The following is a 22288-nucleotide window of genomic DNA, read 5'->3' as shown; positions in this document are numbered from 1 at the left end:
TTTCCCATGAGTAGCATTACTGGCAGAGCCAAAAAGCCGATAACCACGTCCATAGGACGTGGTATTCAGTTAGAAATGAAAAGGCCGGATTAACAGCGTTTATCCGGCCTGGTCTGCTCAAGCTTGGCGATTAATAATCAATGGCATCGCGGATAATCGGGCAGGTCATACAGTGGCCACCGCCACGGCCACGGCCCAGCTCACTACCGACAATCTCAATCACCTCAACCCCTTCCTTACGCAATTGGGTGTTGGTTTTGGTATTACGGTCGTAAGCCAGCACCACCCCAGGAGAGAGCGCCACCATGTTGTTGCCGCTGTCCCACTGTTGGCGTTCGGTGTCGTAGTCGTTGCCTTCGGTTTCCACCACCCGCAGTTTTTTCAGGTTCAATGCTCCGGCAATGGCTTCAACAAAGGTGCCTTTATCGCGGCTCAGCTTCATGCCGGTTGGGCCATCATCCGGGCGCAGTGAGAAGGTTTTGATCTGATTGACGATAGCCGGGTAGAGCGTCACCACATCACGGTCGCAGAAGGTAAATACCGTATCCAGGTGCATGGCGGCACGCAGTTTCGGCATGGCGGCAATCATCACCCGTTCAACGCCGGAATGTTTGTTGGCAAACAGCGCGGCGGCCAACTGGGTGATCGCTTGATGCGAAGTACGCTCACTCATCCCAATCAGCACCGTTTTGTTGCCGATCGGCATCACGTCCCCACCTTCGAGCGTGGCGGTACCGTGGTGCACCGTTGGGTCCCCCCACCAAACGTTAACATTGGCTTCGCCAAAGTCTGGGTGGAACTTATAGATCGCCGTGGTCAGAATGGTTTCTTCGTGGCGGGCTGGCCAATACAGTGGGTTCAAGGTCACGCCGCCGTAGATCCAGCAGGTGGTATCACGGGTATATAAGGTATTCGGCAGCGGTGGCAGCAGGTATTCGGTAATGCCCACCGCTTCGCGGATCAGCTTCAACTCTTCGTGGTCGGCATAGCCTTCTTTGGCCAGCTCGGTAGTGGAAAGGCCACCGATCAGCACCTCCGCCAACGCCCGTGGTGCCAGGCCATCCAGGAAGCTACGTGTTTCTTTCAGAATGCCCAGCGACACCTCATTTGGCACAATCTGCTGGTCCAATATCCACTTTCTGGCTTCGGGCAGCGCCAGGGTTTCGGCCAGCAGGTTATGCATTTCAACCACATCCACGCCGTGTTCACGCATCTTGGTCATAAAGTCAAAATGGTCACGCTTGGCGCGTTCAACCCACAGCACGTCATCAAACAACAGCTCATCACAATTACTTGGCGTCAGCCGGTTATGCGCTTTGCCAGGGGCGCAAACCATGACTTTATGTAATTTCCCTACTTCTGAATGAACACCAAACTTGGAGTGCGTCTTTTTTTTTGTCGACATAATGACTTGCCTCGATCAGATTGTGATAACGCCAGTGGCAATGCTGTAGATTGCAACAATGGCGGCGACCATAACGATTACAAAGAGCCCCATCTCGGCCGGGGTGAACACTTTTGCCTGTTGTTCACGTTTGGCCATAATGTATAGCAGTGTGCCTGGGCCATAGATGATGGCGGAGAGCAACAGGTATTTCATGCCACCGGCGTACAGCATCAGCAATGCGTAGAAGGTGGCGATCAGCGCGAAGATCAGATCCTTTTTGTGATCGCGTTTATCGGTCTCGTAGGTTTCGCCGGTCAGGGCTAATTTCAGCCCATAGGCACCCACCAACAGATACGGGATCAGGGTCAGGGAACTGGTCAGTTCTAGCGCCAGCTGGAAGGCGTAATCGCTAAACAGCGTCAGGATCAAAAATACCTGAATGGTGATGTTGGTCAGCCAGACGGCGGAAGAGGGCACCGCATTGCTGTTTTCGGTGGCGAACACCTTCGGCATACTCTTGCTTTTCGCGGCGGAAAACAGCACTTCTGCCGCCAGCAAAGACCAGGAGAGATAGGCACCCAGTACCGAGACAATCAGGCCCACGCTGATGAAGATAGCCCCCCAGCGCCCCACGATAGCTTCCAACACGCCCGCCATCGAAGGTTGGCGCAACGCCGCCAGATCGGGACGGAGCAGCACGCCGTAAGACAGCATGGTGATCAGCACCAACAGGCACAGCACCCCAATGAACCCCAGTACTGTGGCAATCCCCACGTGGCTGCGTTCTTTGGCATAGCGGGAATAGACGCTGGCACCTTCAATCCCCAGGAACACGAATACCGTCACCAGCATGGTGCTGCGCACCTGGCTGAACAGGGATTCAGGTTCCGCGGTAGGGACGATGGCCGCCGCCGCATGGCCCACATAGCCGTAATCGTTAAGATGAGAGAGATCCCCCACGCTGGCTAAAGAGGCTGCGGTCTCTGGTGTTCCCCAAAAGTTGAGTGCAAACACGTCACTTTTAAAGGCAAAGATCAGCACAATAACAAAGATGAGGATCGGCAGGATTTTGGCGATAGTGGCAATGGTGTTGATAGCCGCGGCGCTTTTAACCCCACGCAGTACCAGAATGTGGAATCCCCAAAGAATGACCGAAGCAAACAACACTGCGGGAATGGTATTGCCGTCGCCAAATATCGGGAAGAAGGCCCCCAGGGTCGATTTGATCAGCACAAAGTAAGAGACGTTACCAATACAGGTCCCGGCCCAGAAGCCAAGTGCAGAGGCAAATCCCAGATAATCACCGAATCCGGCTTTGGCATAGATAAACACGCCGGAATCGAGATCGGGTTTTCGTTGCGCCAGCGTTTGAAACACAAAGGCCAGCATTAACATCCCGCCGCCGGCAATACACCAGGCGATGATGGCACCAAACCCTCCCGTAGCACGCCCAAAGGTGGCCGGTAAAGAAAATATCCCGGCCCCTATCATGGAACCCACTACCAGTGCGGTGAGAGACCATAGGGACAATTTATTCGTTGATGAGCTCGTCATGGTTTTCCTTACTGACACCGAGTCAAATAAAGTTTTGCGTAATTAAAGGATAACGTTACCAACCGACCTACGATTAAATCATAGTCATAACCGGAAAATTTTCCTGTCGCAAATAACTTTTTCTTCAACATCAGCACGGTTGATTCGTCGTAAAGGTGAAACCACTCCGTCTAATGGAATAAAAAACCAAATGCAGGAATATTCTTGATTAACAACTCGTTAAAGGAGATTAAATCAATTTAAATGCTTTATTTTGGCATGCGTAAACTTATTGATATAATCGGATTTAATATTTTTGTAAGTAAAATCAATGGGGTGTAAAAGGCTGGCGGATTGTTTCTAGCCAGAGAAATCAATGTGCTTTAAGCATGAAAATGAAGGTTTCATAAAAATAATTAACATATAAACCCAGTTCATTGATCCCTAGGAAAACTCCCATGGAGTGGGTATTCATTCGGATCATTGTTAAATATGCGCGTTGTGCCGTGGGTTTTAATGTACTAAGATTATTTTTATAAAAAACAGCAGGGTGTGTCACATCAACCCGGTGATGGATGGAAAACTATGATCAACAATGTTAGCCAGCAGGCATTAAAGAGTTTGAGTTGTTTTGCCGCTGTCACCTTCTTCTCGACCAGCCAAATGTGCGCCTTCGAGTGTTTCCTCCATGCCAATACCATGGGGGTGTTGTACTTCGTGTCTATTATTGCCAAACCGTTGTTTTTTATAATTATCGGTTACATGGATGAGGTAGAGAAACTCACCAGGAGGGAGATTGTGGTGAAAATAAAATCCATCATCCTGATCATTATTTTCTGGAACATCGTTTCATCTTTAATAAAAACCCAATACATTCATCAGGGTTATATTTTACAAAACGGCATATTATTGAGTATGGGTATTATCTATTTAATTTACCCCATCATCCTGAGGGCTATTAAGCATTTAAAAATAACTGCGGCCGTGTTTGCCGGGTTGGTTGCCGTAATTGCCCTGTTGGACATTTTCAGCCCTCTGGATACTCAGGACGATCCACTGTTTATCTCCAGCTATTCGTTCATTTGGATTTGGGGTGGCTATTACATTTTTGGCCACGTTTTGGGGGAAGCTCCGGGCCGGCGTTTCACTAAGAGACCAGGCGTGTTGTGGGCCGCCAGGGTGCTGGTGATCCCTATTGGTATCTCCATGTATTTCTACGAACGCTATCTATCAACCCATACCCAAATCAGCGTCGCCGGCTGGTTTGTGTTGGAGCACCTGCACCTGTTGGGTATGAGCCTGGCACTGTTTATCCTGTTTGATAATATCGCCATCCAGAGCCGATTGCTCACCCGCGTCGTTGAGTTTATTAGCCCTGCGATGGTGGGCGTCTATATCGTTCACTACAGCGTCTTCTATTTTATTACCACGCTGTATGATTTCAACGACGCCACGCTTAAGTTCACGCTGTTGATCCTGGTATTTATTGCCTCGGTGCTGATTTCCCGACTGTTGCTACTCAACCGCTTTACGGCTCGGATTATCTCCTTTTGACGGGGTGGCAATGGGGATATGGCGAATATTAAAGCCGGTGATACCTAGCGCCAGAGTGATCAGCGGTGCGGCAATATTAAAGATGGCAAACGGCATGTAGGCCATGGTCGAGACACCCAAAACCGCAGCCATATAAGCTCCGCAAGAGTTCCAGGGAATCAGCGGGGAGGTGACAATCCCGGCGTCCGAAACGATGCGTGACAGGTTTTCTGGTGCCAGCCCGCGCTTGGCAAACTCGGCACGGAACAGCCTGGTGGGCAGCAATAGGGCAATATACTGATCGCCTGCCGCAATGTTCAGCCCAATGGCGGTGGCAACCACCGAGGTAAACAGCTTGCCGACGGTTCTGGCCCGCAGCAGCAGCGGCGTAACCAGTTTGTTCAGCAGTCCGAAGTCATCCACCATAATGCCAAACGTCACGGCACCGATGATCAACCAGATCGTCAGCAGCATACTGTCCATACCACCGCGGGAAAGCAGGGCATCGATCTGCTCGATACCGGAGTTCTCCTGGAAACCGGTCGCCATCGCCAGCCAGGCCGCCTTGATGGCCAACAGCGGGCTGGCAAGATCGGGCTCGACAATAAAGCGTTCGATCACCTGCGGTTGCATAAAGGACGTCATGATCCCCGCCATCAAGGCTGAGCACATGATGGCCAACGGGGCTGGCACCTTGGCGACCGATAATGCCAACAGGAAAAGCAGCGGCAACAGGTTCCACGGTGTGATGTGGAACAGTTCGTTAAAGCGGGTCAGTTCGTTGTTGGTGACGGTGGCATCAAAGGCACTATGCTGATTTAGCCCTAACAGGATAAAAGCGATTAGGGCAATGACCGCCGCCGGAACGGTAGTCCAAAGCTGGGCGCGAATATGTTTATACAATTCGACGCCGTTGAGTTGAGCGGCCAATACGGTACTTTCAGACAGCGGCGAGATCTTGTCACCCACGTAAGCGCCGGAAATTACCGCCCCGGCCGTAATTTCTGGTGATAACCCCAGCATATTGGCCAGCCCGACCAATCCGACTCCCAAGGTGCCCGCCGTGGTCCAGGAACTGCCAATACTTAAAGAGACGCCAACGCAGACCAAAAAGGCTATCGGATAGAACCAGTTGGGGGTGATCAATATAATACCGTAATACACCATAGTGGGAATGGTGCCGGACATGTTCCAGGTGCCAATCAGCGCCCCGACGGAAAACAGGATAAAAATGGCCCCCGAGACGGTGGCAATGCCCTTGCGTCCAGACTCGGAGATCTCCTCCCAACTATGGCCATTCTTCAGGATGACTATCGCGGTGATCATGGTGCTGAGGATGATGGCCACCTGCAAAGGACCGTTGACGGCTTCAAGCCCAAACAGCGCAACGGAAGATCCGACCAGCAAAATCAACGTGACTATCGGCAGTAGAGCATCCAGATAGCTTGGGGCTTTAACAGGGCGGGGAGTTTTAGCTGATTTGCTCATGGGCACGGCTCCACAGACAGTTAAGACAGGAGGGTTCAGGCAACAGCGATACCTGCGGTAGCTACTGCGGTAAGTATAGCCACAGGCGGTATAGGGCAATGATTATTTTCACTATTGCGGGTCGCTGTTGAAGCTCTGTAAGCGTGCAACGATTTGCCGATCCAGTGGCAGACAGCGGAAATCGGTCATGATGTGCAGTTCTGCCGTCGAATTGATGGCGGCAAAGTAGTCAAAGTAATCGAGCATCAACCCGGCACAGCCGCCACCAATCGCCATGGCAATTTTGGTGATGAAATTGAAGAAGCCGTAAATGGCCCCCTCGGTACGCACATAAGGCGTTTGGTGCACTTATAAGTTGCACATCATGCGCCTTCCGCCATGTTATGGTTTGCCTTAGGCTGACTGAAAGTTTACTCAGGAGCCTACCCACCATGAAAACCGGCGCACAAAACGTCATCTCTCTGTCACCATCGGCTCTGCGCGGCGGACTCATTAGCCTGGCCTTGCCAACGCTGCTTTCCTCTCTGGGCAGCAGCATCACCAACGTTAGTCTACCCACATTAGCGCAGGTGTTCGGCGCTTCGTTTCAAGATGTGCAATGGGTGGTGATCGCTTATCTGCTGGCAATCACCACGCTGATTGTGGGCGTCGGACGGTTGGGGGATATCATCAGCCGTCGCACGCTGTTACTGGCCGGTCTCGGCCTGTTTATGCTCGCCTCACTGGGTTGTGCTGTCGCTCCGACCATCTGGTGGTTGATTGCGGCCCGTGTTGCGCAAGGGTTAGGGGGCGCAGTGATGATGGCCATCACTCTGGCACTAGTTGGCGAAACCATCAGCAAGGATAAGGTCGGACGGGCGATGGGGTTGCTCGGCACCTTATCCGCTGTGGGGACCGCGCTTGGCCCTACGCTGGGTGGCGTCTTGATTGCCGGATTTGGCTGGCAGTCAATTTTCCTGATCAACCTGCCGCTGGGGGGCGTCGCGCTGTTTTGCGTTTATCGCTATCTCCCGCAAACTGATCCGCAGCAGGTAACGAAACAGGCGCGTTTTGACTTCGTCGGAATGGCCTTGCTCGGTTTGACACTGGCGCTATTTTCGCTGGCCATGACGTTGGGGCACGGCCATTTCGGCTCGCTCAATAGCCTACTGTTGTTGGGGACAGCCGTTGCGGCCAGCGCCTTCGTCTGGGTTGAGAGAAAAGTGGCAAGCCCGCTGGTCCAACTGGCCCTATTGCGTCAGCCAATCCTGAGCAGCGGCCTGCTAACCAATATGCTGGTGAGTGCGGTGATCATGACGTCATTCGTGGTGGGGCCTTTCTATCTTGCACATGGGTTAGGTTTAGCGCCACAGATGGTGGGTTTGGTGATGTCCGCTGGGCCGCTGATTGCCGCATTGGCGGGTGTGCCATCGGGATATCTGGTCGACCGCTTCGGGGCACCGCAGATGATTAGCCAGGGATTACTGGGCGTTTGCCTGGGAGCATTAACCTTATCGATGGTGTCACCTACGCAGGGCGTTTTGGGCTATATCTTGCCGATCTGCCTGATCACCGCAGGCTATGCCTTGTTCCAGGCGGCCAACAACACGGCGGTGATCAAACAGGTTGGCATTGAGCGGCGTGGGGTGGTATCTGGTCTGTTAAATCTGGCGCGCAACCTTGGCTTTATCATCGGGGCTTCCGCTATGGGGGGGATATTCGCTTTAGCCTCGGCTGCTAGCGATATACGGTTAGGGAGCGCGGCAGGTTTACACTTGACCTATCTGGTGGCTGCTGTTTTAGCGGGGCTGGGGTTGTTGATGGCGCTGTGGAGCCAGTTTCATCGCCGGGGCCAGCCTGTTACACAAAAGTGACGCCGTCACATATTAAGCTGCAACTAACCACTGTGGCTCAGCTACAGCTGGCCTATGAGGTCGGTAATCGCAGCCTGCATACCGAACCCGACACACTGGCAAACTGTGGCGTCGAATTGTTCAGTTTTGACGATCGGCCACTGCCTTTTGTGGCAGGGTGCTCCGCCTGGCTGGCGTGTCGACTGATCCCGGAGTCCCATAATCAGCAGGCCCACGATCTGTTTATTGGTGAAGTGACCGGGGCCTGGTCCGATACTCGTGTATTTAAAGATGGCCACTGGCATTTTGACTCAGCCGATCCTGCGCTGCGCAGTTTGCACTACGTTGCCGGTGGGCAGTTCTACGCTATCGGTGAATCGCTGATGGCCAAGGTGAAGTGATCCGATCATTTGGCGAATCGGCGCGATCCCGCCACGCAGAGGATAATCCCCAACGTGGTGGCCAACATCAGCAGGCTGACGGGTTCATGCAGTAAGCCTGCTGCCAGCGCCAGGCCAAAAAAGGGCTGCAGCAATTGCAGTTGGCCGATGCTGGCAATACCGCCCTGAGCCAGGCCCCGGTACCAAAAGATAAACCCGATCAGCATGCTGAACAGCGAAACGTAGGCCAGACTTATCCAGGCTGGCAGGCGGATAGCCTCCAAGGATGAGGGTATCAGCAGCAGTGAGGTCGTCAGCATCACGGGTAATGCCAACAGCAGAGCCCAACAGATCACCTGCCAGCCTCCCAGCTCACGCGACAGTTTAGCCCCTTCGGCATAGCCCAACCCGCAAACCACCACCGCAGCCAGCATTAAGGAATCCCCGATCACCGAAGCGGACACTCCCTGAGCAAACGCAAAACTCATCACCAACAGGCTGCCGATAATAGAAAAGAGCCAGAAAGCGGGACGAGGGCGCTCACCACCCCGTAGCACGCCAAATATCGCGGTGGCCAAGGGCAGCAGGCCGAGAAAGACGATGGAATGGGCCGAAGTCACATGCTGCAACGCCAACGCGGTCAACAATGGGAAGCCCACTACCACGCCCAATGCAACGATCATCAGGGAGAATACCTGATCGCCTCGTGGCCGCTGTTGTTTAAACAGCCCTAACAGCAGGAACGCGAACAGACCAGCGATAGAAGCACGAGCGACTGTAAGAAATAGAGGATCAAAACTGAGCACGGCGATTCTGGTGGCGGGGAGTGAACCACTGAAGATCACCATGCCCAAAAAGCCATTGAGCCAGCCGCTGACGTTATTTTGCTCGATCTTCACCTGCATGGGACACCCTTATTTTCGATGCTGGAGGATTGTGGATCGGCATGTTATGCCGCAAAATCATGACAATCAAAAAATTGTCATGGATACAAGTTGCTATGGCACGAGCCCGTTACAAATCGCTGGTCGATAGTTTTGCCGCTGATATTCGCGCAGGGCGTCTTACGCCAGGGACACGTTTACCCACTCATCGCCAGCTTGCCGCCCAGGAACGCATGTCGTTGGTCACTGCCTCACGGGTGTATGCGGAACTTGAAGCGATGGGGTTAGTCAGCGGGGAAGCGGGCCGGGGGACCTTTGTCCGGGAGATTTCGTTGCCGCCGGGTTTGGGCATCGATCAGCAGGCCGTCGCCACGGACATGCTCGATCTGAACTTCAATTACCCGACGCTATCGTCACAAAGCGAATTGCTGAGAGCAGCGTTGCGTCAGTTGGCTTCCTCCGGCGATCTGGACGCATTGCTACGCTATCAACCCCATGCAGGTCGGCCACATGAGCGGGCGGTCGTAGCCAGACATCTGAACCACCGTGGCTTAAACCTGGCGGCAGAGAACGTTTTGCTGGTAAATGGCGCTCAACAAGGGTTAGCCATCACCGTGATGGGGCTGTTGCAACCGGGCGACGTGGTCGCGGTTGATGCCTTGACCTATCCGGGTTTTAAAATCCTGGCCGAGAGCTACCATCTTGAGTTGGTCGCCATTCCCGCGTTGAGCGATGGCCCTGATTTGGCGGAACTTGAACGGCTATGCCAGCGCTGCCCGGTGCGAGCCGTTTACTGCATGCCAACGCTGCATAATCCGCTTGGCTGGGTGATGAGCGAGCCACAGAGGCACCGGTTGGTGGCGCTGGCTCGCGAACATGGGCTGCTAATCATCGAGGATGCCGCGTACGCCTATCTGGCAGAGCAACCGCCACTGCCGTTAGCAACTCTAGCCCCTGAACACACGGTATATATTTCCGGTTTTTCCAAGAATGTCGCGACCGGGTTACGTGTTGGCATAGTCGCTGCCCCGGAAAAATGGATCCCCGCATTGGAACGAGCCATCAGGGCAACCACCTGGAATACCCCGGCGATCATGACCGCGATCCTGTGTGAGTGGATCGAAGACGGCACCGTTATGCGGCTAGAAGACGAAAAACGCCAAGATGCCCGGTTACGTCAGTCAATAGCCAGGGAAGCACTGAGCGAGCTGAACTATATCGGCCACCCTGATTCTTATTTTCTGTGGGTGCCCTTGCCAGAGGAGGTCAGGGCGGATCGCATCGCCGCTGCCTTGTTAAAAGAGCGTATTTCGCTCTCTACCGCAGAACCTTTTGCTACCTCTGCTCATGTGCCACATGCCCTGCGTTTGGCGTTGGGTTCGCTGCCGCTGCCAACCCTGCAACAAGCATTAGAAGTGGTCAGCCGGGTGATCCAACTTCACTCTTATCTTTAACCATCAGCCAGCACTAAAGTGGGTGCTTCCGGGCAAAGACTTCGGCGAACCAGTCTATAAATACCCGGACTTTAGGTGATAGGTAGCGCCGGTCAGGATACAAAAGAGATACCGGTTTAGTGACAGGGGTATAATCGGTTAATACTTCAGTTAGCTTACCTGACTGGATATGTGGTTCCAGCGCCGCCCTTAACGCATGAACCATACCCAGTCCCGCCAGCCCACTCGAGAGAAGCACGTCTGAATTGTTAACCAACATATTGCTTCCTGGACGTCGTGAGACCACTTCCCCATTCATGGCGAACTTCCACTCCATCACTTCACGACTGTGTTCACTGAAAAAATTAATGGCTTTGTGATGTACAAGATCATCCGGCGTCATGGGGATCCCGTATTTTTCAAGGTATGACGGCGCAGCGCAGGTAGCCATATCGACGTTGCCCACACGGCGTGAGATAAAACTTGAATCAACAAGTTCCCCTAAACGGATCACGCAGTCAATCCCTTCTGAAACCAAATTCGTCAGGCGATCTGACGCAGTGAGGACGATATCAATTTGAGGGTAGAGGGCCTGAAGCTCACCTAAAGAGGGGATCAGGATATCGTGCGTCAGTGCAAGCATCCCTATCTCATACTGATCAAAGGCTCCCAAATTGGGAGCCTTTGAACTGCTGATAAACGTCAACCCGCTCAGTACGCAGGGGCGCTGCATGCTGCGCCCGTTAATAATTAGCTTGGGGTGAATAGTCCGCCTGTTACAAATTCTGCAGCATTGCCGCTTTGTCATCCATCTGGCCGCATGGCGTTTTTCTCAAATTCCATGCAGTTCCTCTATTCATCGCCTAAATATCTGATAACTTAATCCCACGCGTTATTTTATGGATAATTGATCCCCAGGGAGACAGCGGTGCGTCATTTCGAATTCAAAGATGATAAATCAAACAAATTTTGGCAAATCGAGCAGTCGGACAGTGATTTAAACCTGCGCTGGGGCAAGATTGGTACGCAAGGGCAAAGCCAGACCAAGAGTTTTGATAACGACACCAAGGCCTCGGCTGCCATGACGAAGCTAGTGAAGGAAAAAACCGGCAAAGGCTACGTTGAAATTGCCGTTGATGAAAACGCCACCATTGGCGCCACAACGCCAAAACCGAAGGTTGAACCAGCAGAAAAACCCCGCGCTGAGCCAATAAGCGATACCCCAGCAGAAAGTACGCCTCAGGTCTCTGCTGCCACCATACTCTCGCAATCCGTTATCTCTTCGGACATCGCCAAACCTGCTGGCGAAACACCACCGTGGTTAGCCAAGGGTGAACCGATTTCCTTACCGAAGAATTTAAGCGTTCAGGCATTGGCCAACCGAGCCCATCCGGGCGAAAAGCCGGAGCTAAACGATAAGCAGAGCTGGATCAAGCTTCGCAACCACCTCTATAAAAGTGACGATTTTCAGACTGACTTTGACTCTTCGTCTGCGGAGTTGCGCCAGACTTATGTTGCAAGCTGGCAACGGTTGGCCGATCAACAGATGGACGGCACCATTGAGTCAGATGCGGTGTTGTTTGCCCTGGCATGCAAGGCCGGTACCAACCGTTATTACGGCGACAACAAGACAGATATTACCGACTTTTTAGTAGCCAGAAAGGGATTGCCGTACGCGATTGATGTGCTGCTACTGGCGCAAGGGATCTGTGTTGAATCCAACTGGGATAGTGATGCGCAAAAACACAGTTACTACCTCAATACAGATATCGCAGATCCGCTAAGCAGTTCGTGGATGGCCCCCTATAGCAGCGCTGAGCTACATTTTCGTAAGTTCCTGGCTTGTGCCGATGAGGCCGAATGGCAGATTTGCGTGGATAAACTGCTCGCAGGCTTGCCGCAGCTGCATGTTAGCCGCCAGCCGTTGATTGCCTTGTTACTGCCTGAACGCCCAGATATCGCGAACCGGTTAGCCGGTGAGTTGCTCCAACAGGGGGATAGTGACGTCACGCCATGGCTACAGTTGGTTGCCACCGATGAGGCTGTTCTGAAGTCGTTAGGCGTAATGAGCCGTTCTACCTATCGCCACGCTGCATTCCTTAACTGTGAATTTAGTATCGCTACGCTGATTGCAGAGCGCGGCGTTAACGCGGTGCCAATCCTGGCCTACCAGCCGGAAATCACCCTTACCGGTGATGCTCTCGCCTGTATTGGTACACCGGCGGCAATTACCGCACTGGCGCAGGTTTCCGGTCAGGGTAAAGCGTTTCTGGCGCGGTTTATCGACGCCGCACACCGTTGGCCACTGGCATCGATCCCGGCGCTTGCCGAGCTGTTGGCCTCTAACAACAAAGATAGCGGCATGTTGAGCGCCTGCTTAAGCAATCTGCTGCTGGCCAATCCTGAACAAGTGGCCCAGTTACTGCCCTGGATGAGCGGGGCAGCGCAAACTCAAGTGCAAGACTTGATTGCCCGCGTATCTGGCCCGGTTGAATTAGCCGATGAGGCTGATTTACCCCTGGTGCTGGTCAGCCCGCCTTGGCTACAGAAAAAGAAAAAACGCGAAGCGGCAGTCCTGGCACTTGAGCCACAGGTGCTGGCACCGGTACTCGATTTAACCGATGAAGAGAAAAAACGGTGGTTAGCGCTGAATGGCTGGGAAGAAAAACGCTATCAGGCTGCCGCAAAAAATATGAACACGCTGGCCAATGAGCTGGGTTTCCAGATTTATCAATCAGGTAACAGGAAGAGCCAGAACGAAACGGCAGCCGTTGCCATCAGAAACCGGGATACGCAGGGCCTAATTGATGCCTGGAAGGCTCAGCTTGCAGAAACCAGTTGGTCAAACTTTAGTATGCGCTTTACCTCGCTGTTGCCCGATGAGATGGCACTGACCTTATGGAGCAGTTTATCTACTCACCAATGTAGCGGTGAGGAGTATATGGTGGCCAAATTTGGTGAAGCGGCGCTACCCGGCCTGATCAACGCGGTACGCTCTCGCCCAACAGAACTGAGCAATGTCTGGGGCCACGTGGGTGCCAGCGAATTGGCCCCGCTTATCGCCCGTGCCTACCTCAAGCTGAAAACGCTGCGTAGCGAAGCCCAGCAGTGGCTGTGCAAATATCCGCACCACAGCGCTATCGGCCTGATCCCTGCGGCATTAGGCAAAAAAGGGGAAGCCAAAGATTGCGCAACCTCGGCGTTACGGATGCTGGCCACGCAGGGGCACGAAGCGTTGATTATGCAGACCGGTGAGGCTTACGGCGATCCAGAGGTTATCGACGCACTGCGCGCCATGCTGGATGAAGATCCGCTCGATCGCTTCCCGAGTAAAATCAGCAAATCTCCTGACTTTTATCAACCCGCAGGTTGGCGTCGTCCGTTACTCAAGGCCACTAACCGAGCTTTACCGGACAGCGCGTTGGAACACTTAGGCACCATGCTGCGCTTCCCGGTCAGTGAGGGACGGTATGAAGGGATCAATCAGGTAAAACAGGCTTGCGATCCAGACTCACTGGCGGACTTTGCCTGGGATATGTTCTCAGCATGGTTATTTGCTGCGGCACCGTCGAAAGAGGGCTGGGCCTTTATGTCTCTGGGCCTGTTTGGTACCGATGACACCGCACGCAAGCTTACGCCGTTTATTCGAGCCTGGCCAGGAGAGGCTCAGCATCAGCGGGCGGTTAACGGCCTGGAAGTGTTGAATCAGATCGGATCCGACGTGGCGCTGATGCTGCTGAACGGCATCGCGCAGAAGGTCAAATTTAAAGGCTTACAGGATCGGGCACGGGAAAAGATTGCGGCCATTGCCGAAGCCCGTGAGTTAACCATTGAGGAGTTGGAAGACCGTTTAGCGCCGGATTTAGGGTTGGATGAAAACGGCTCGCTGCGGCTGGACTTCGGCGATCGCCAGTTTACCGTCAGCTTCGATGAAACCCTGAAACCGTTCGTGCGCGATAGGGATGGCACCCGCCTGAAAGATCTACCGAAGCCGAAAAAGACCGACAATCAGGAACTGGCCAATGAAGCGGTGAACATCTTCAAGCTGCTGAAAAAAGATGCCCGCACCGTGGCCGCCCAGCAAGTTGTGCGCTTGGAAATTGCCATGTGCCAGCGCCGCCGCTGGACACCTGAACTATTCGATCTGTTCTTGGTGCGCCATCCGCTGGTTCGCCACTTGGTGCAACGCCTGGCTTGGGGCGTGTATCTGGTGGACGATGATTCTACTCATGGCGGCAAATTGGTGGATTGTTTCCGCGTTGCCGAAGACGGCAGCCTGACCACCGCAGAAGATGACGAATACACCTTGCCGCAGGGCGATAACGTGCGCATTGGTATTCCGCACGCGTTGGAGTTGCCTGAGCACCAGGCGGCAGGTTTCGGCCAACTGTTTGCTGATTATGAACTGTTGCAACCGTTCGTCCAGTTAGGCCGCGATACTTACAGCCTGACCGATCAAGAGCGGGAAAGCCGTGAGCTGCTGCGCTGGAAAGGGGCCGTAGTCCCCACTGGCCGTATTCTTGGGCTGGCTAACAAAGGCTGGCGCCGTGGCGATGCCCAGGACGGCGGCGCGATCATGGACTTCATCAAGCCCATCGATCGCCAGTTGGGGTTTAGCCTGTCGTTTGACCCCTGCATTATCGTGGGTATGGTCGATGAATACCCTGAACAGACGCTGGAGAGGGTGGTGATCGACGACGGCCAGTATTACTGGCAGCGAACCGAAGAACGCAAACCGTTCACTATTGTGGATGACATCGTTATCAGCGAACTGATCCGCGATATGGAAGCCCTGCGTGCCTAAACTTGCCTTGATCCCGACGCATGTCGGGATCGTACCGTCTACCAAGAGAATCCATCCCTATGTCTGAACAACAAAAAATGCAGCGGCCACCAGCGGAAATTCAATACGCAGAACAACTTGCCCTGTTGGCAGAATTGGATAACCAGCCGCGCCCGCCGGGCTGGGCACTGAGCCTGAATGCCGCTCGGCGCTTTATTCTGGGTGACGAAAAGTTAGGCATTGAGCGCAAAATTGTCGCCGACGTGGCCTCGATTGAGCGGATGCTGGTTACGCTGGCGACTGGCCGCGGCCTGATGTTGGTCGGTGAGCCGGGCACGGCCAAGTCCATGCTGTCTGAACTACTGGCGACCGCCATCTCCGGCACCTCAAGCCTGACGATCCAGGGCGGGGCATCGATTACCGAAGATCAGATCAAGTATTCATGGAACTACGCCATGCTGATCAATGAAGGGCCTTCGCTGAAAGCGCTGGTTCCGGCACCGCTTTATCAGGGCATGCGCGACGGTAAAATTGTGCGTTTTGAAGAGATCACTCGTGCGCCGTTGGAAGTGCAGGACTGCCTGCTAGGTATGTTGTCCGATCGCGTGATGACCATCCCCGAGCTGAATGATGACCATAACCTGCTGTATGCGCAGGAAGGGTTCAACATTATCGGCACCGCCAACACCCGTGATCGCGGCGTGAACGAAATGAGTGCCGCCCTGAAACGCCGCTTTGATTTTGAGACCGTATTTCCGATTATGGATTTCCAACAGGAACTGGATTTGGTGGCTACGGCGTCCAACCGGCTGTTGGAAAAGAGCGCCATTCCTCATACCGTCCCCGTTGAGGTGCTGGAACTGCTGGTCACCACCTTCCGCGATCTGCGCGGCGGTGAGAAATCAGCGGGTAAAGGCGGCGACAGCGCCATGGATCGGTTAACCGCCGTGATGTCGACCGCCGAGGCGGTGAACGTGGCCCATGCGGTGGGAGTGCGGGCATGGTTTCTTGAACAGCGCAGCGGTGAGCCTGCCGACCTGGTGGAGTGTATCGCCGGGACGGTGGTCAAAGACAATGCGGACGATCGGGCAAAACTCAGGCGCTATTTTGAGCAAAAGGTCGCGAAAAAGCCCGGTAACCATTGGCGGGCCTATTACCAAGCCAGACACCGTTTGCCTTAAAGGCGCTGCGTAATGAATAAAACACCGGAAATCATCGGTATTCGCCACCACAGCCCGGCCTGTGCCCGGCTGGTAGCGGCGAGAATTAACACGCTAAAACCGCGCTACGTGCTGATAGAAGGGCCGATGGACTTCAACTCCCGGCTTGATGAGCTGTTTTTGCCCCATCAGCTGCCGCTGGCTATCTATAGCTATGGCGTGCCGCAACAGCCTGGGCAGGGTGTGCGCAGAGGTTCCTGGTCACCGTTTGCCGAACATTCTCCCGAGTGGCAGGCGCTGCAACAGGCGCGGGCGATCAAGGCGGAAATACGCTTTATGGATCTGCCGGCCTGGCATGCAGCGTTTGCCGATATTGCTAACCGCTACGCCGATTTAGCCGATGCCGAACAGCAGCAACGGGCAGAGGATTTTGAACAGGCACTGAGCCTGGAGCTAGGCATTCAGGGGCGCGATGCGCTTTGGGATCGGTTATTTGAAGATCAGTGCGATGTGCAGGAGTTGGAGCAACGTCTAAGCCACTATTTCGAACGGTTACGCGGAGAGGTTCCCGGTTCGCAGGGCAACCAGGATCGTGAAGCCATGATGGCCCGTTGGATCCGCTGGGCCATGGATCAACAGGACGGGGCCGTGTTAGTGGTGTGTGGCGGCTATCACGCACCCACCTTGATGAAGCTGTGGCAAAACCTCCCCAGTGAAGAACATGAGCCTGAACTGCCCGCTATAAGCCAATGTTTTGACGATTGGCAAGGCGACACTCAATACACCACTGGCTCTTATTTAGTGCCTTACAGCTATAAACGGCTGGATGCTTTCACCGGCTATGCTTCGGGCATGCCGTCACCGGCGTTCCAGCAGTGGGTGTGGGAATTTGGCTTGGAGCAGGCAGGGCTATACGCCTTCCAGCGCATACTTGAACGGCTGCGCAAACTTAACCTACCCGCTTCAACCGCTGATATGGGCGCGGTTTATTTACGGGGTCAGGCACTTGCACGGCTGCGGGGCCACCAGTTGCCGTTACGCAACGACTGGCTGGATGCCATGGCCGGTTCGCTGGTGAAAGAGGCGATGGATGTCCCGCTGCCGTGGAGCTATCGCGGTCCTTTACGGCCAGGAACCGAGCCCATCCTGGTGCAGATGATGGCAGTTTTAGCTGGGGAGTCTCACGGCAAGCTGGCAGCCAATACGCCACGTCCACCGTTGTTGATTTCGCTGGAGCTTGAGTTAGCGCGGTTGGCGATAACCATTCCCTCAGAGGTCAAACTCGACCTGCTTAAACCTGAAGATCGTCAGCGCAGCAGAGCCTTGCATCAGCTAGCGCTATTGGCAATCCCGGGGATCCACTGCCTGAAAGGGGTTGGGCAGGCTATGTCGGGCGAAATGAGCGAGCATTGGCAGCTTCGCTCTCCGCTTGAGCAAGTTGCTGCGCTGATTGAAGCGGCCTCCTACGGCGCGACGCTGGCCGATGCGGCACTGGCCAAGCTGGAAGAAGCCTTGCTGGAGCTGCACGGTAGCCAGGGGATGGTGGTGGCGCTGGTTAAATTACTGAATCAAGCTGCGTTGGCCGGTCTGGCGGATTTCAGCAACCGAGTAGTAGAACAGCTCACTGCGGCGGTGAGCCAGGAAGGGAACTTTGAAGACCTGGGCTTGGCGCTGGAAGCGGCCCACATGCTCTATCGCCACGGTGAAAGCGTGGGTATGCAAGGAGCGGCGATCTTGTTGACGGTGATCCAAATAACCTTCGACCGCGCGTTATGGCTATGTGAAAGCTATGGCAGCGTGAACCCCGCCGACAGCCATCGGCACATTGCGGCATTTCAGGCGATCCGCTTGGTGACGCGGGATCTGCTTGCGCTGCCTGATGCCGACCGCAATACATTATTTCCCGCGCTGGAAGCCGATCGCGCGCTCACCGTTTGGCAAAGAAAAGCCGCGTCTACCGATGCCGATCCGCTTAGCCGTGGTGCGGCATTGGGCGCATTGCTCAGCCTGAATGACACCCAGCCTGATACCGCATCACCGAACGCACAGCCGTTAGCGCTGCTGGCCACCCTGGCAGCCAATAAAATGGGCGATGCGCTCAGCGGATTGATTGCGTTGGCGCGCCACCAGTTGACCCAGGATTTAACCTTTGTTGACGGGCTGAACCAGCTGGTTACCGCCCTGGACGACGAAGACTTCCTGCTGGCCTTACCCGCGATGCGCGGTGCATTTGCCTGGTTGCCACCAAGGGAGCGCGGTGAGTTTGCCCGTCAGATACTGGAACTCCATCAGGCGAGTCATCTACCGGTTTCGTCATTAAATCGTGAAATTACTGCCGCAACGCCGCAGGAGATTGCTGCTATGCAACAGGCCGAAAAGCGGGCACTGGAAATCCTTGGTCAATGGGGGCTGGCGTAATGGCAAATCAATTAACTCCAGAGTTACAGCGTTGGCGCTTGCTGTTAGGCGAAGCCGCCGAGGCCTCGTTGGGTGAGTTAGACGATCACTATCGCTCCGTCGATAGCGCCCTGGAATGGCTGTATGGACGGGACCCGGAGCGTTTGGCCCGCGGTGAGCGCGGAGCCAGCCTGGGTAAATCCAACCTGACCACGCCTGAGTGGATTAATGAAATTCATCAGTTGTTCCCGAAAGAAGTGATCGAACGGCTGGAAGTGGACGCGGTTGAGCGCTACGGCATTGACGATGTGGTCACCAATCTTGAGGTGCTGGAACGTATTGAACCCTCGGAAGCGTTACTGAAAGCGGTGTTACATACCAAACATTTGATGAACCCGCAGGTGTTGGCCGCCGCACGCCGGTTGGTGGCGGAAGTGGTACGGCGGATCATGGAACGCCTGGCGCGTGATGTGCGCCAGTCATTTTCCGGCAGCCGCGACCGCCGCCGTCCCTCGCAGGTCAAGGTGGCGCGTAACTTTGATTTTAAACGCACCGTTGCCGAAAACCTGCACCGCTGGAGCCCGCAGCACGGTAAGCTGTTTATCGAAAATCCGGCGTTTATGAGCCGGGTTAAGCGCCATAGTGAACGTTGGGACATCATCTTGCTGGTAGACCAGAGTGGCTCCATGGTGGATTCGGTGATCCATGCCGCAGTGATGGCGGCCTGCCTGTGGAATTTACCGGGCATGCAAACGCGGCTGGTCGCTTTTGATACCGCAGTGGTGGACTTGACCGCAGACGTCAGCGATCCGGTTGAATTGCTGATGAAGGTGCAGCTCGGTGGCGGCACCAATATCGCCAAGGCGGTGGGTTATGCCCAGTCCTGCATCACCAATCCTCAGCGCACGATCGTGGTGGTGCTGAGCGATTTCTTTGAAGGTGGCAGCGAAAGCGAGCTGGTACGGCGGGTGCGTACCTGTATTCAAGCCGGAACCAAAGTGCTGGGGCTGGCAGCGTTAGATCATCAGGCCAACCCACAATACGATCGTGACATGGCTACCCGGCTGGTCGCAGTCGGCGCGCAGATTGGCGCTATGACGCCCGGTGAACTGGCGGCGTGGCTCGCTGAAAAGGTACAAGGATGACTAAACGTTCCGATTTACTCGAACTCACGCCCGAAGCGCTGATGGCGTTAAGCAACGCGGGCTTCGTTAAGCGTGCACAGAAAGAGGTCGCCGAAGGAAAATTGCCTGAACTAACAGAGCGTGACGATGGTTGTATTGATGCCAAGTTCGGCGACGGCAACCAAGTCACTTTTCCGCCAGGCAAAACCTTGCGGGATGCGACTTGTAGCTGCCCCGCCAGCAGCATGTGCCGCCATCGGGTTACGTTGGTGTTTGCCTATCAGGCGTTACATGCCACTGGGGTGCCCCCAGCATCTGACGATACTCAGCCGCAGGAACCTGCACCGGGCTGGTCACCGGCCAGGTTTAGCCAACAGCTTAACGAAGTTCCGCAATCGGTCATTAGCCGGGCTAAGAAGCTGATCCAGGGCAGCGTAGTGGTGCAATTGAGTAAAGGTAGCGGGGCGCAAGCCACTCCGTCCGCGCGTTTACCAATGTGCGATGTACGGTTTTTCTCCCGCAACAGTCTGGCCCATGCACGCTGTGACTGTATTCAGGAGACGATTTGTGAACATATTGTGATGGCGGTCTGGGGTTTTGAGCAGGCCGAACTCAGCCAGCCGGACTTTGAGCAGTTAACACTGCAAATCCGCTTGCCCGACGGCGAACAGGCACAGGCAAACGCCTTATTCGACCAGCCAGAGGCGTTGTTATTACAATCGTCGTTGGATAAATTACTGCTCAAACTGTGGTCGGACGGCAGCAGCCAGCCGGATACGGCCATCAAACCTCTGATGGCGGAAGTGAGCCGCCATGCCCAGCAGCTTCAGTGGCGCTGGGTTAGCGAAAGTCTGGCGGATATTCAGCAGGGGATAGCCGATCAACATAATCGTTCAAGCCGCTATCATCCGGTCGATTTCTTGCAGCGCATCAGTGGGCTTTCCGCCCGGTTAATCGCGGCCAGGTGCATGGATCAACAGGCACAGCAGCAGACCTTGCCACGCGCTCCGGCGGCAGAAATTCTTGGCCTGGGCGTCAAAGGTGAAATCCAACTGGAACATCTGAAACTGGTATCACTCGGCGCGCGTTATTGGGCCGACGAGCAGCAGGAAGGGGTGGATTTGATCTATACCGACCCTGACTCCCAGGCGCTGATGGTGATCGAACGCCAGTGGCCTAAAAATAGCGATCCACAAGGCGTAGCGACGCCGATAGGCAGCCGCAGGATTGCTGGCCACCCGGTAAAAAAACTGGCGTCCTGCCAGGTGATCACCAATGCCGCCAAGCGCCGGGCAAACGGGGCGTTAGACATTGCCAGCGGTAAGCAATATACCAGCGTGTTGCCGCTCTCTTCCCGGGCGTGGGAGCTGTTGGGGGAACCGCTCAGGCAGCCTGATGCGGCAGCGCTGAAACGTCATCTCCAGCAGGCATTGCCGGATTTTGTACGCCCCAGACAGCCGATCGAACAGCTGCATATCTTACCGGTTAGCGAGGTGCTCGACTGGTGCTGGGACCCGGCCTTGCAGTGCCTGCAGATTGATATCTTAAGCGGAGAGGATCGCGATGACAATTTGGTGACGGTGTCACTAAATTACGATAGTGCCGCCCCTCAGGCTACCGAGGTATTGGCCAGGGCAATGCTCACGCCAGCAACTCCACCACGGTTGATTTCAGGCAGGGTGAAGATCGAGTCAGGCAAGCTGTTTATCGAGCCATTGGCCGTAGCCAGTGACACCCAGATATTCTCGCTGTGTGCCGATGAGGCCGAGCCTTTCCCGATGGAGCGCCAGGCCGATCTGCAACAGCGTTCAGGTATGCAGCAAGCGTTGGCAGACACCGAAACGTTGCTGGCCCAGTGGTTACAGCAGGGGATCCGGCACCAAGGGGCGCGTGGGATTGACAGGGTGGAAACCCTGGCCGAGGCGCTGAATGGCTATGGCCTGGCGCAACTGTCCGAATGGTTAAACGAGTTACCCGAGCGCATTCGCTCCAATAACCACACGGAATTGGCCAACCGGTTGATGACGATTTATCAAACGCTGCGCCTGGTGAAAGACCGGGAGATTAATTGGCTTTGACAGAGATATTACCCGCCATCGGGATATTATTGACGCCATGGCAACCCCGGCATGAAGTGCTGATCGGGGTGTTTATTACGCTTTCATCGGCATTCTGGCTGTGGATCAACGCCAGAAACAAAAATCTGAAAGTGTGGATGCTATTTATTAATGGGGCTTTCTATTTCGCTTATATTATCGCCTCAATCTCATTTAGCGGCTAAAAATCAACCCTCCTGAAATGCTGTTGCAGCGGCCCGCTCACGTTGACGTCGGAGCCGCTGCGATCAACGTGAC

The 22288-nt window shown here is 54.6% G+C and carries 14 protein-coding genes and 2 pseudogenes; 10 read left to right on the top strand and 6 right to left on the bottom strand.

The window, feature by feature from the left end:
• Positions 1-130 precede the first annotated feature (130 nt).
• Positions 131-1405 (bottom strand): arginine deiminase, encoded by a 1275-nt coding sequence (gene arcA / locus KAJ71_RS09320; RefSeq protein ID WP_248945455.1) that lies wholly within the window; start codon positions 1403-1405, stop codon positions 131-133.
• 15 nt (positions 1406-1420) lie between these two features.
• Positions 1421-2941, bottom strand: a complete 1521-nt coding sequence (locus KAJ71_RS09315) for an amino acid permease (RefSeq protein ID WP_248945454.1) — start codon at positions 2939-2941, stop codon at positions 1421-1423.
• Positions 2942-3505: 564 nt separating this feature from the next.
• Between KAJ71_RS09315 and KAJ71_RS09310 the strand changes: the two genes are divergently transcribed.
• Entirely contained in the window at positions 3506-4474 is a 969-nt protein-coding gene (locus KAJ71_RS09310) for an acyltransferase family protein (RefSeq protein ID WP_248945453.1), read from the top strand.
• Here the strand turns inward: KAJ71_RS09310 and KAJ71_RS09305 are convergent.
• Both KAJ71_RS09305 and KAJ71_RS09300 read right to left on the bottom strand, forming a co-directional pair.
• Entirely contained in the window at positions 4436-5941 is a 1506-nt protein-coding gene (locus KAJ71_RS09305) for a Na+/H+ antiporter NhaC family protein (protein ID WP_248945452.1), read from the bottom strand. The two genes, KAJ71_RS09310 and KAJ71_RS09305, sit on opposite strands and share 39 nt — an antisense overlap.
• Before the next feature lie 201 nt (positions 5942-6142).
• A pseudogene (locus KAJ71_RS09300) lies at positions 6143-6271 on the bottom strand (hypothetical protein); the annotation flags it as partial.
• A 101-nt stretch (positions 6272-6372) separates the two neighbouring features.
• Here KAJ71_RS09300 and KAJ71_RS09295 point away from each other — a divergent pair.
• Both KAJ71_RS09295 and KAJ71_RS09290 read left to right on the top strand, forming a co-directional pair.
• On the top strand, positions 6373-7794 hold the full coding sequence (locus tag KAJ71_RS09295) for an MFS transporter (RefSeq protein ID WP_248945451.1): 1422 nt from the start codon (positions 6373-6375) through the stop codon (positions 7792-7794).
• Between the two features lie 17 nt (positions 7795-7811).
• Positions 7812-8174, top strand: a pseudogene (locus KAJ71_RS09290) (flavin reductase); the annotation flags it as partial.
• 5 nt (positions 8175-8179) lie between these two features.
• Here KAJ71_RS09290 and KAJ71_RS09285 read toward each other — a convergent pair.
• Positions 8180-9058, bottom strand: a complete 879-nt coding sequence (locus tag KAJ71_RS09285) for a DMT family transporter (RefSeq protein WP_248945450.1) — start codon at positions 9056-9058, stop codon at positions 8180-8182.
• 95 nt (positions 9059-9153) lie between these two features.
• Here KAJ71_RS09285 and KAJ71_RS09280 point away from each other — a divergent pair, with 95 nt between their 5' ends.
• Positions 9154-10491: an aminotransferase-like domain-containing protein gene (locus KAJ71_RS09280; protein ID WP_248945449.1), complete on the top strand. Its 1338-nt coding sequence runs from the start codon at positions 9154-9156 to the stop codon at positions 10489-10491.
• 13 nt (positions 10492-10504) lie between these two features.
• Here the strand turns inward: KAJ71_RS09280 and KAJ71_RS09275 are convergent, their stop codons facing one another.
• The gene (locus KAJ71_RS09275; RefSeq protein WP_248945448.1) at positions 10505-11203 is read right to left on the bottom strand and encodes a LysR substrate-binding domain-containing protein; all 699 of its coding nucleotides are present in this window, start codon (positions 11201-11203) and stop codon (positions 10505-10507) included.
• A 195-nt stretch (positions 11204-11398) separates the two neighbouring features.
• Here KAJ71_RS09275 and KAJ71_RS09270 point away from each other — a divergent pair, with 195 nt between their 5' ends.
• The 6 genes from KAJ71_RS09270 to KAJ71_RS09245 are packed head-to-tail and all read left to right on the top strand — an operon-like array spanning position 11399 to position 22215.
• Complete coding sequence (locus KAJ71_RS09270; RefSeq protein ID WP_248945447.1) at positions 11399-15274, top strand: DUF4132 domain-containing protein; 3876 nt, start codon at positions 11399-11401, stop codon at positions 15272-15274.
• Positions 15275-15333: 59 nt separating this feature from the next.
• Positions 15334-16434, top strand: coding sequence for an ATP-binding protein (locus KAJ71_RS09265; RefSeq protein WP_021177950.1), 1101 nt, complete (start codon positions 15334-15336; stop codon positions 16432-16434).
• A gap of 12 nt (positions 16435-16446) precedes the next feature.
• Positions 16447-18831: a DUF5682 family protein gene (locus tag KAJ71_RS09260; RefSeq protein ID WP_248945446.1), complete on the top strand. Its 2385-nt coding sequence runs from the start codon at positions 16447-16449 to the stop codon at positions 18829-18831.
• Positions 18831-19955 carry a VWA domain-containing protein gene (locus tag KAJ71_RS09255; protein ID WP_248945445.1) on the top strand — a complete coding sequence of 375 codons (1125 nt, stop codon included), beginning with the start codon at positions 18831-18833 and terminating at the stop codon, positions 19953-19955. Before KAJ71_RS09260 ends, KAJ71_RS09255 begins: the two co-directional genes overlap by 1 nt.
• Entirely contained in the window at positions 19952-22012 is a 2061-nt protein-coding gene (locus KAJ71_RS09250) for a YehQ family protein (RefSeq protein WP_248945444.1), read from the top strand. Before KAJ71_RS09255 ends, KAJ71_RS09250 begins: the two co-directional genes overlap by 4 nt.
• Positions 22003-22215 (top strand): hypothetical protein, encoded by a 213-nt coding sequence (locus KAJ71_RS09245; protein WP_248945443.1) that lies wholly within the window; start codon positions 22003-22005, stop codon positions 22213-22215. The genes KAJ71_RS09250 and KAJ71_RS09245 overlap by 10 nt, the downstream gene beginning before the upstream one ends.
• Positions 22216-22288: the final 73 nt, after the last annotated feature.

Origin of the sequence: Serratia silvae (assembly GCF_023282985.1) — a bacterium.
GTDB classification, from domain to species: Bacteria; Pseudomonadota; Gammaproteobacteria; order Enterobacterales; family Enterobacteriaceae; genus Chania; species Chania silvae.
This window is presented reverse-complemented; position numbering and strand designations above follow the sequence as displayed.

What these genes read in the sequence shown, in the direction of transcription:
- KAJ71_RS09310 (WP_248945453.1), top strand. Translation starts at nt 3,506, where the DNA reads ATGATCAACAATGTTAGCCAGCAGGCATTAAAGAGTTTGAGTTGTTTT.
- KAJ71_RS09315 (WP_248945454.1), bottom strand. Translation starts at nt 2,941, where the DNA reads ATGACGAGCTCATCAACGAATAAATTGTCCCTATGGTCTCTCACCGCA.
- KAJ71_RS09250 (WP_248945444.1), top strand. Translation starts at nt 19,952, where the DNA reads ATGACTAAACGTTCCGATTTACTCGAACTCACGCCCGAAGCGCTGATG.
- KAJ71_RS09280 (WP_248945449.1), top strand. Translation starts at nt 9,154, where the DNA reads ATGGCACGAGCCCGTTACAAATCGCTGGTCGATAGTTTTGCCGCTGAT.
- KAJ71_RS09255 (WP_248945445.1), top strand. Translation starts at nt 18,831, where the DNA reads ATGGCAAATCAATTAACTCCAGAGTTACAGCGTTGGCGCTTGCTGTTA.
- KAJ71_RS09260 (WP_248945446.1), top strand. Translation starts at nt 16,447, where the DNA reads ATGAATAAAACACCGGAAATCATCGGTATTCGCCACCACAGCCCGGCC.
- KAJ71_RS09285 (WP_248945450.1), bottom strand. Translation starts at nt 9,058, where the DNA reads ATGCAGGTGAAGATCGAGCAAAATAACGTCAGCGGCTGGCTCAATGGC.
- KAJ71_RS09275 (WP_248945448.1), bottom strand. Translation starts at nt 11,203, where the DNA reads ATGCAGCGCCCCTGCGTACTGAGCGGGTTGACGTTTATCAGCAGTTCA.
- arcA (WP_248945455.1), bottom strand. Translation starts at nt 1,405, where the DNA reads ATGTCGACAAAAAAAAAGACGCACTCCAAGTTTGGTGTTCATTCAGAA.
- KAJ71_RS09305 (WP_248945452.1), bottom strand. Translation starts at nt 5,941, where the DNA reads ATGAGCAAATCAGCTAAAACTCCCCGCCCTGTTAAAGCCCCAAGCTAT.
- KAJ71_RS09295 (WP_248945451.1), top strand. Translation starts at nt 6,373, where the DNA reads ATGAAAACCGGCGCACAAAACGTCATCTCTCTGTCACCATCGGCTCTG.
- KAJ71_RS09265 (WP_021177950.1), top strand. Translation starts at nt 15,334, where the DNA reads ATGTCTGAACAACAAAAAATGCAGCGGCCACCAGCGGAAATTCAATAC.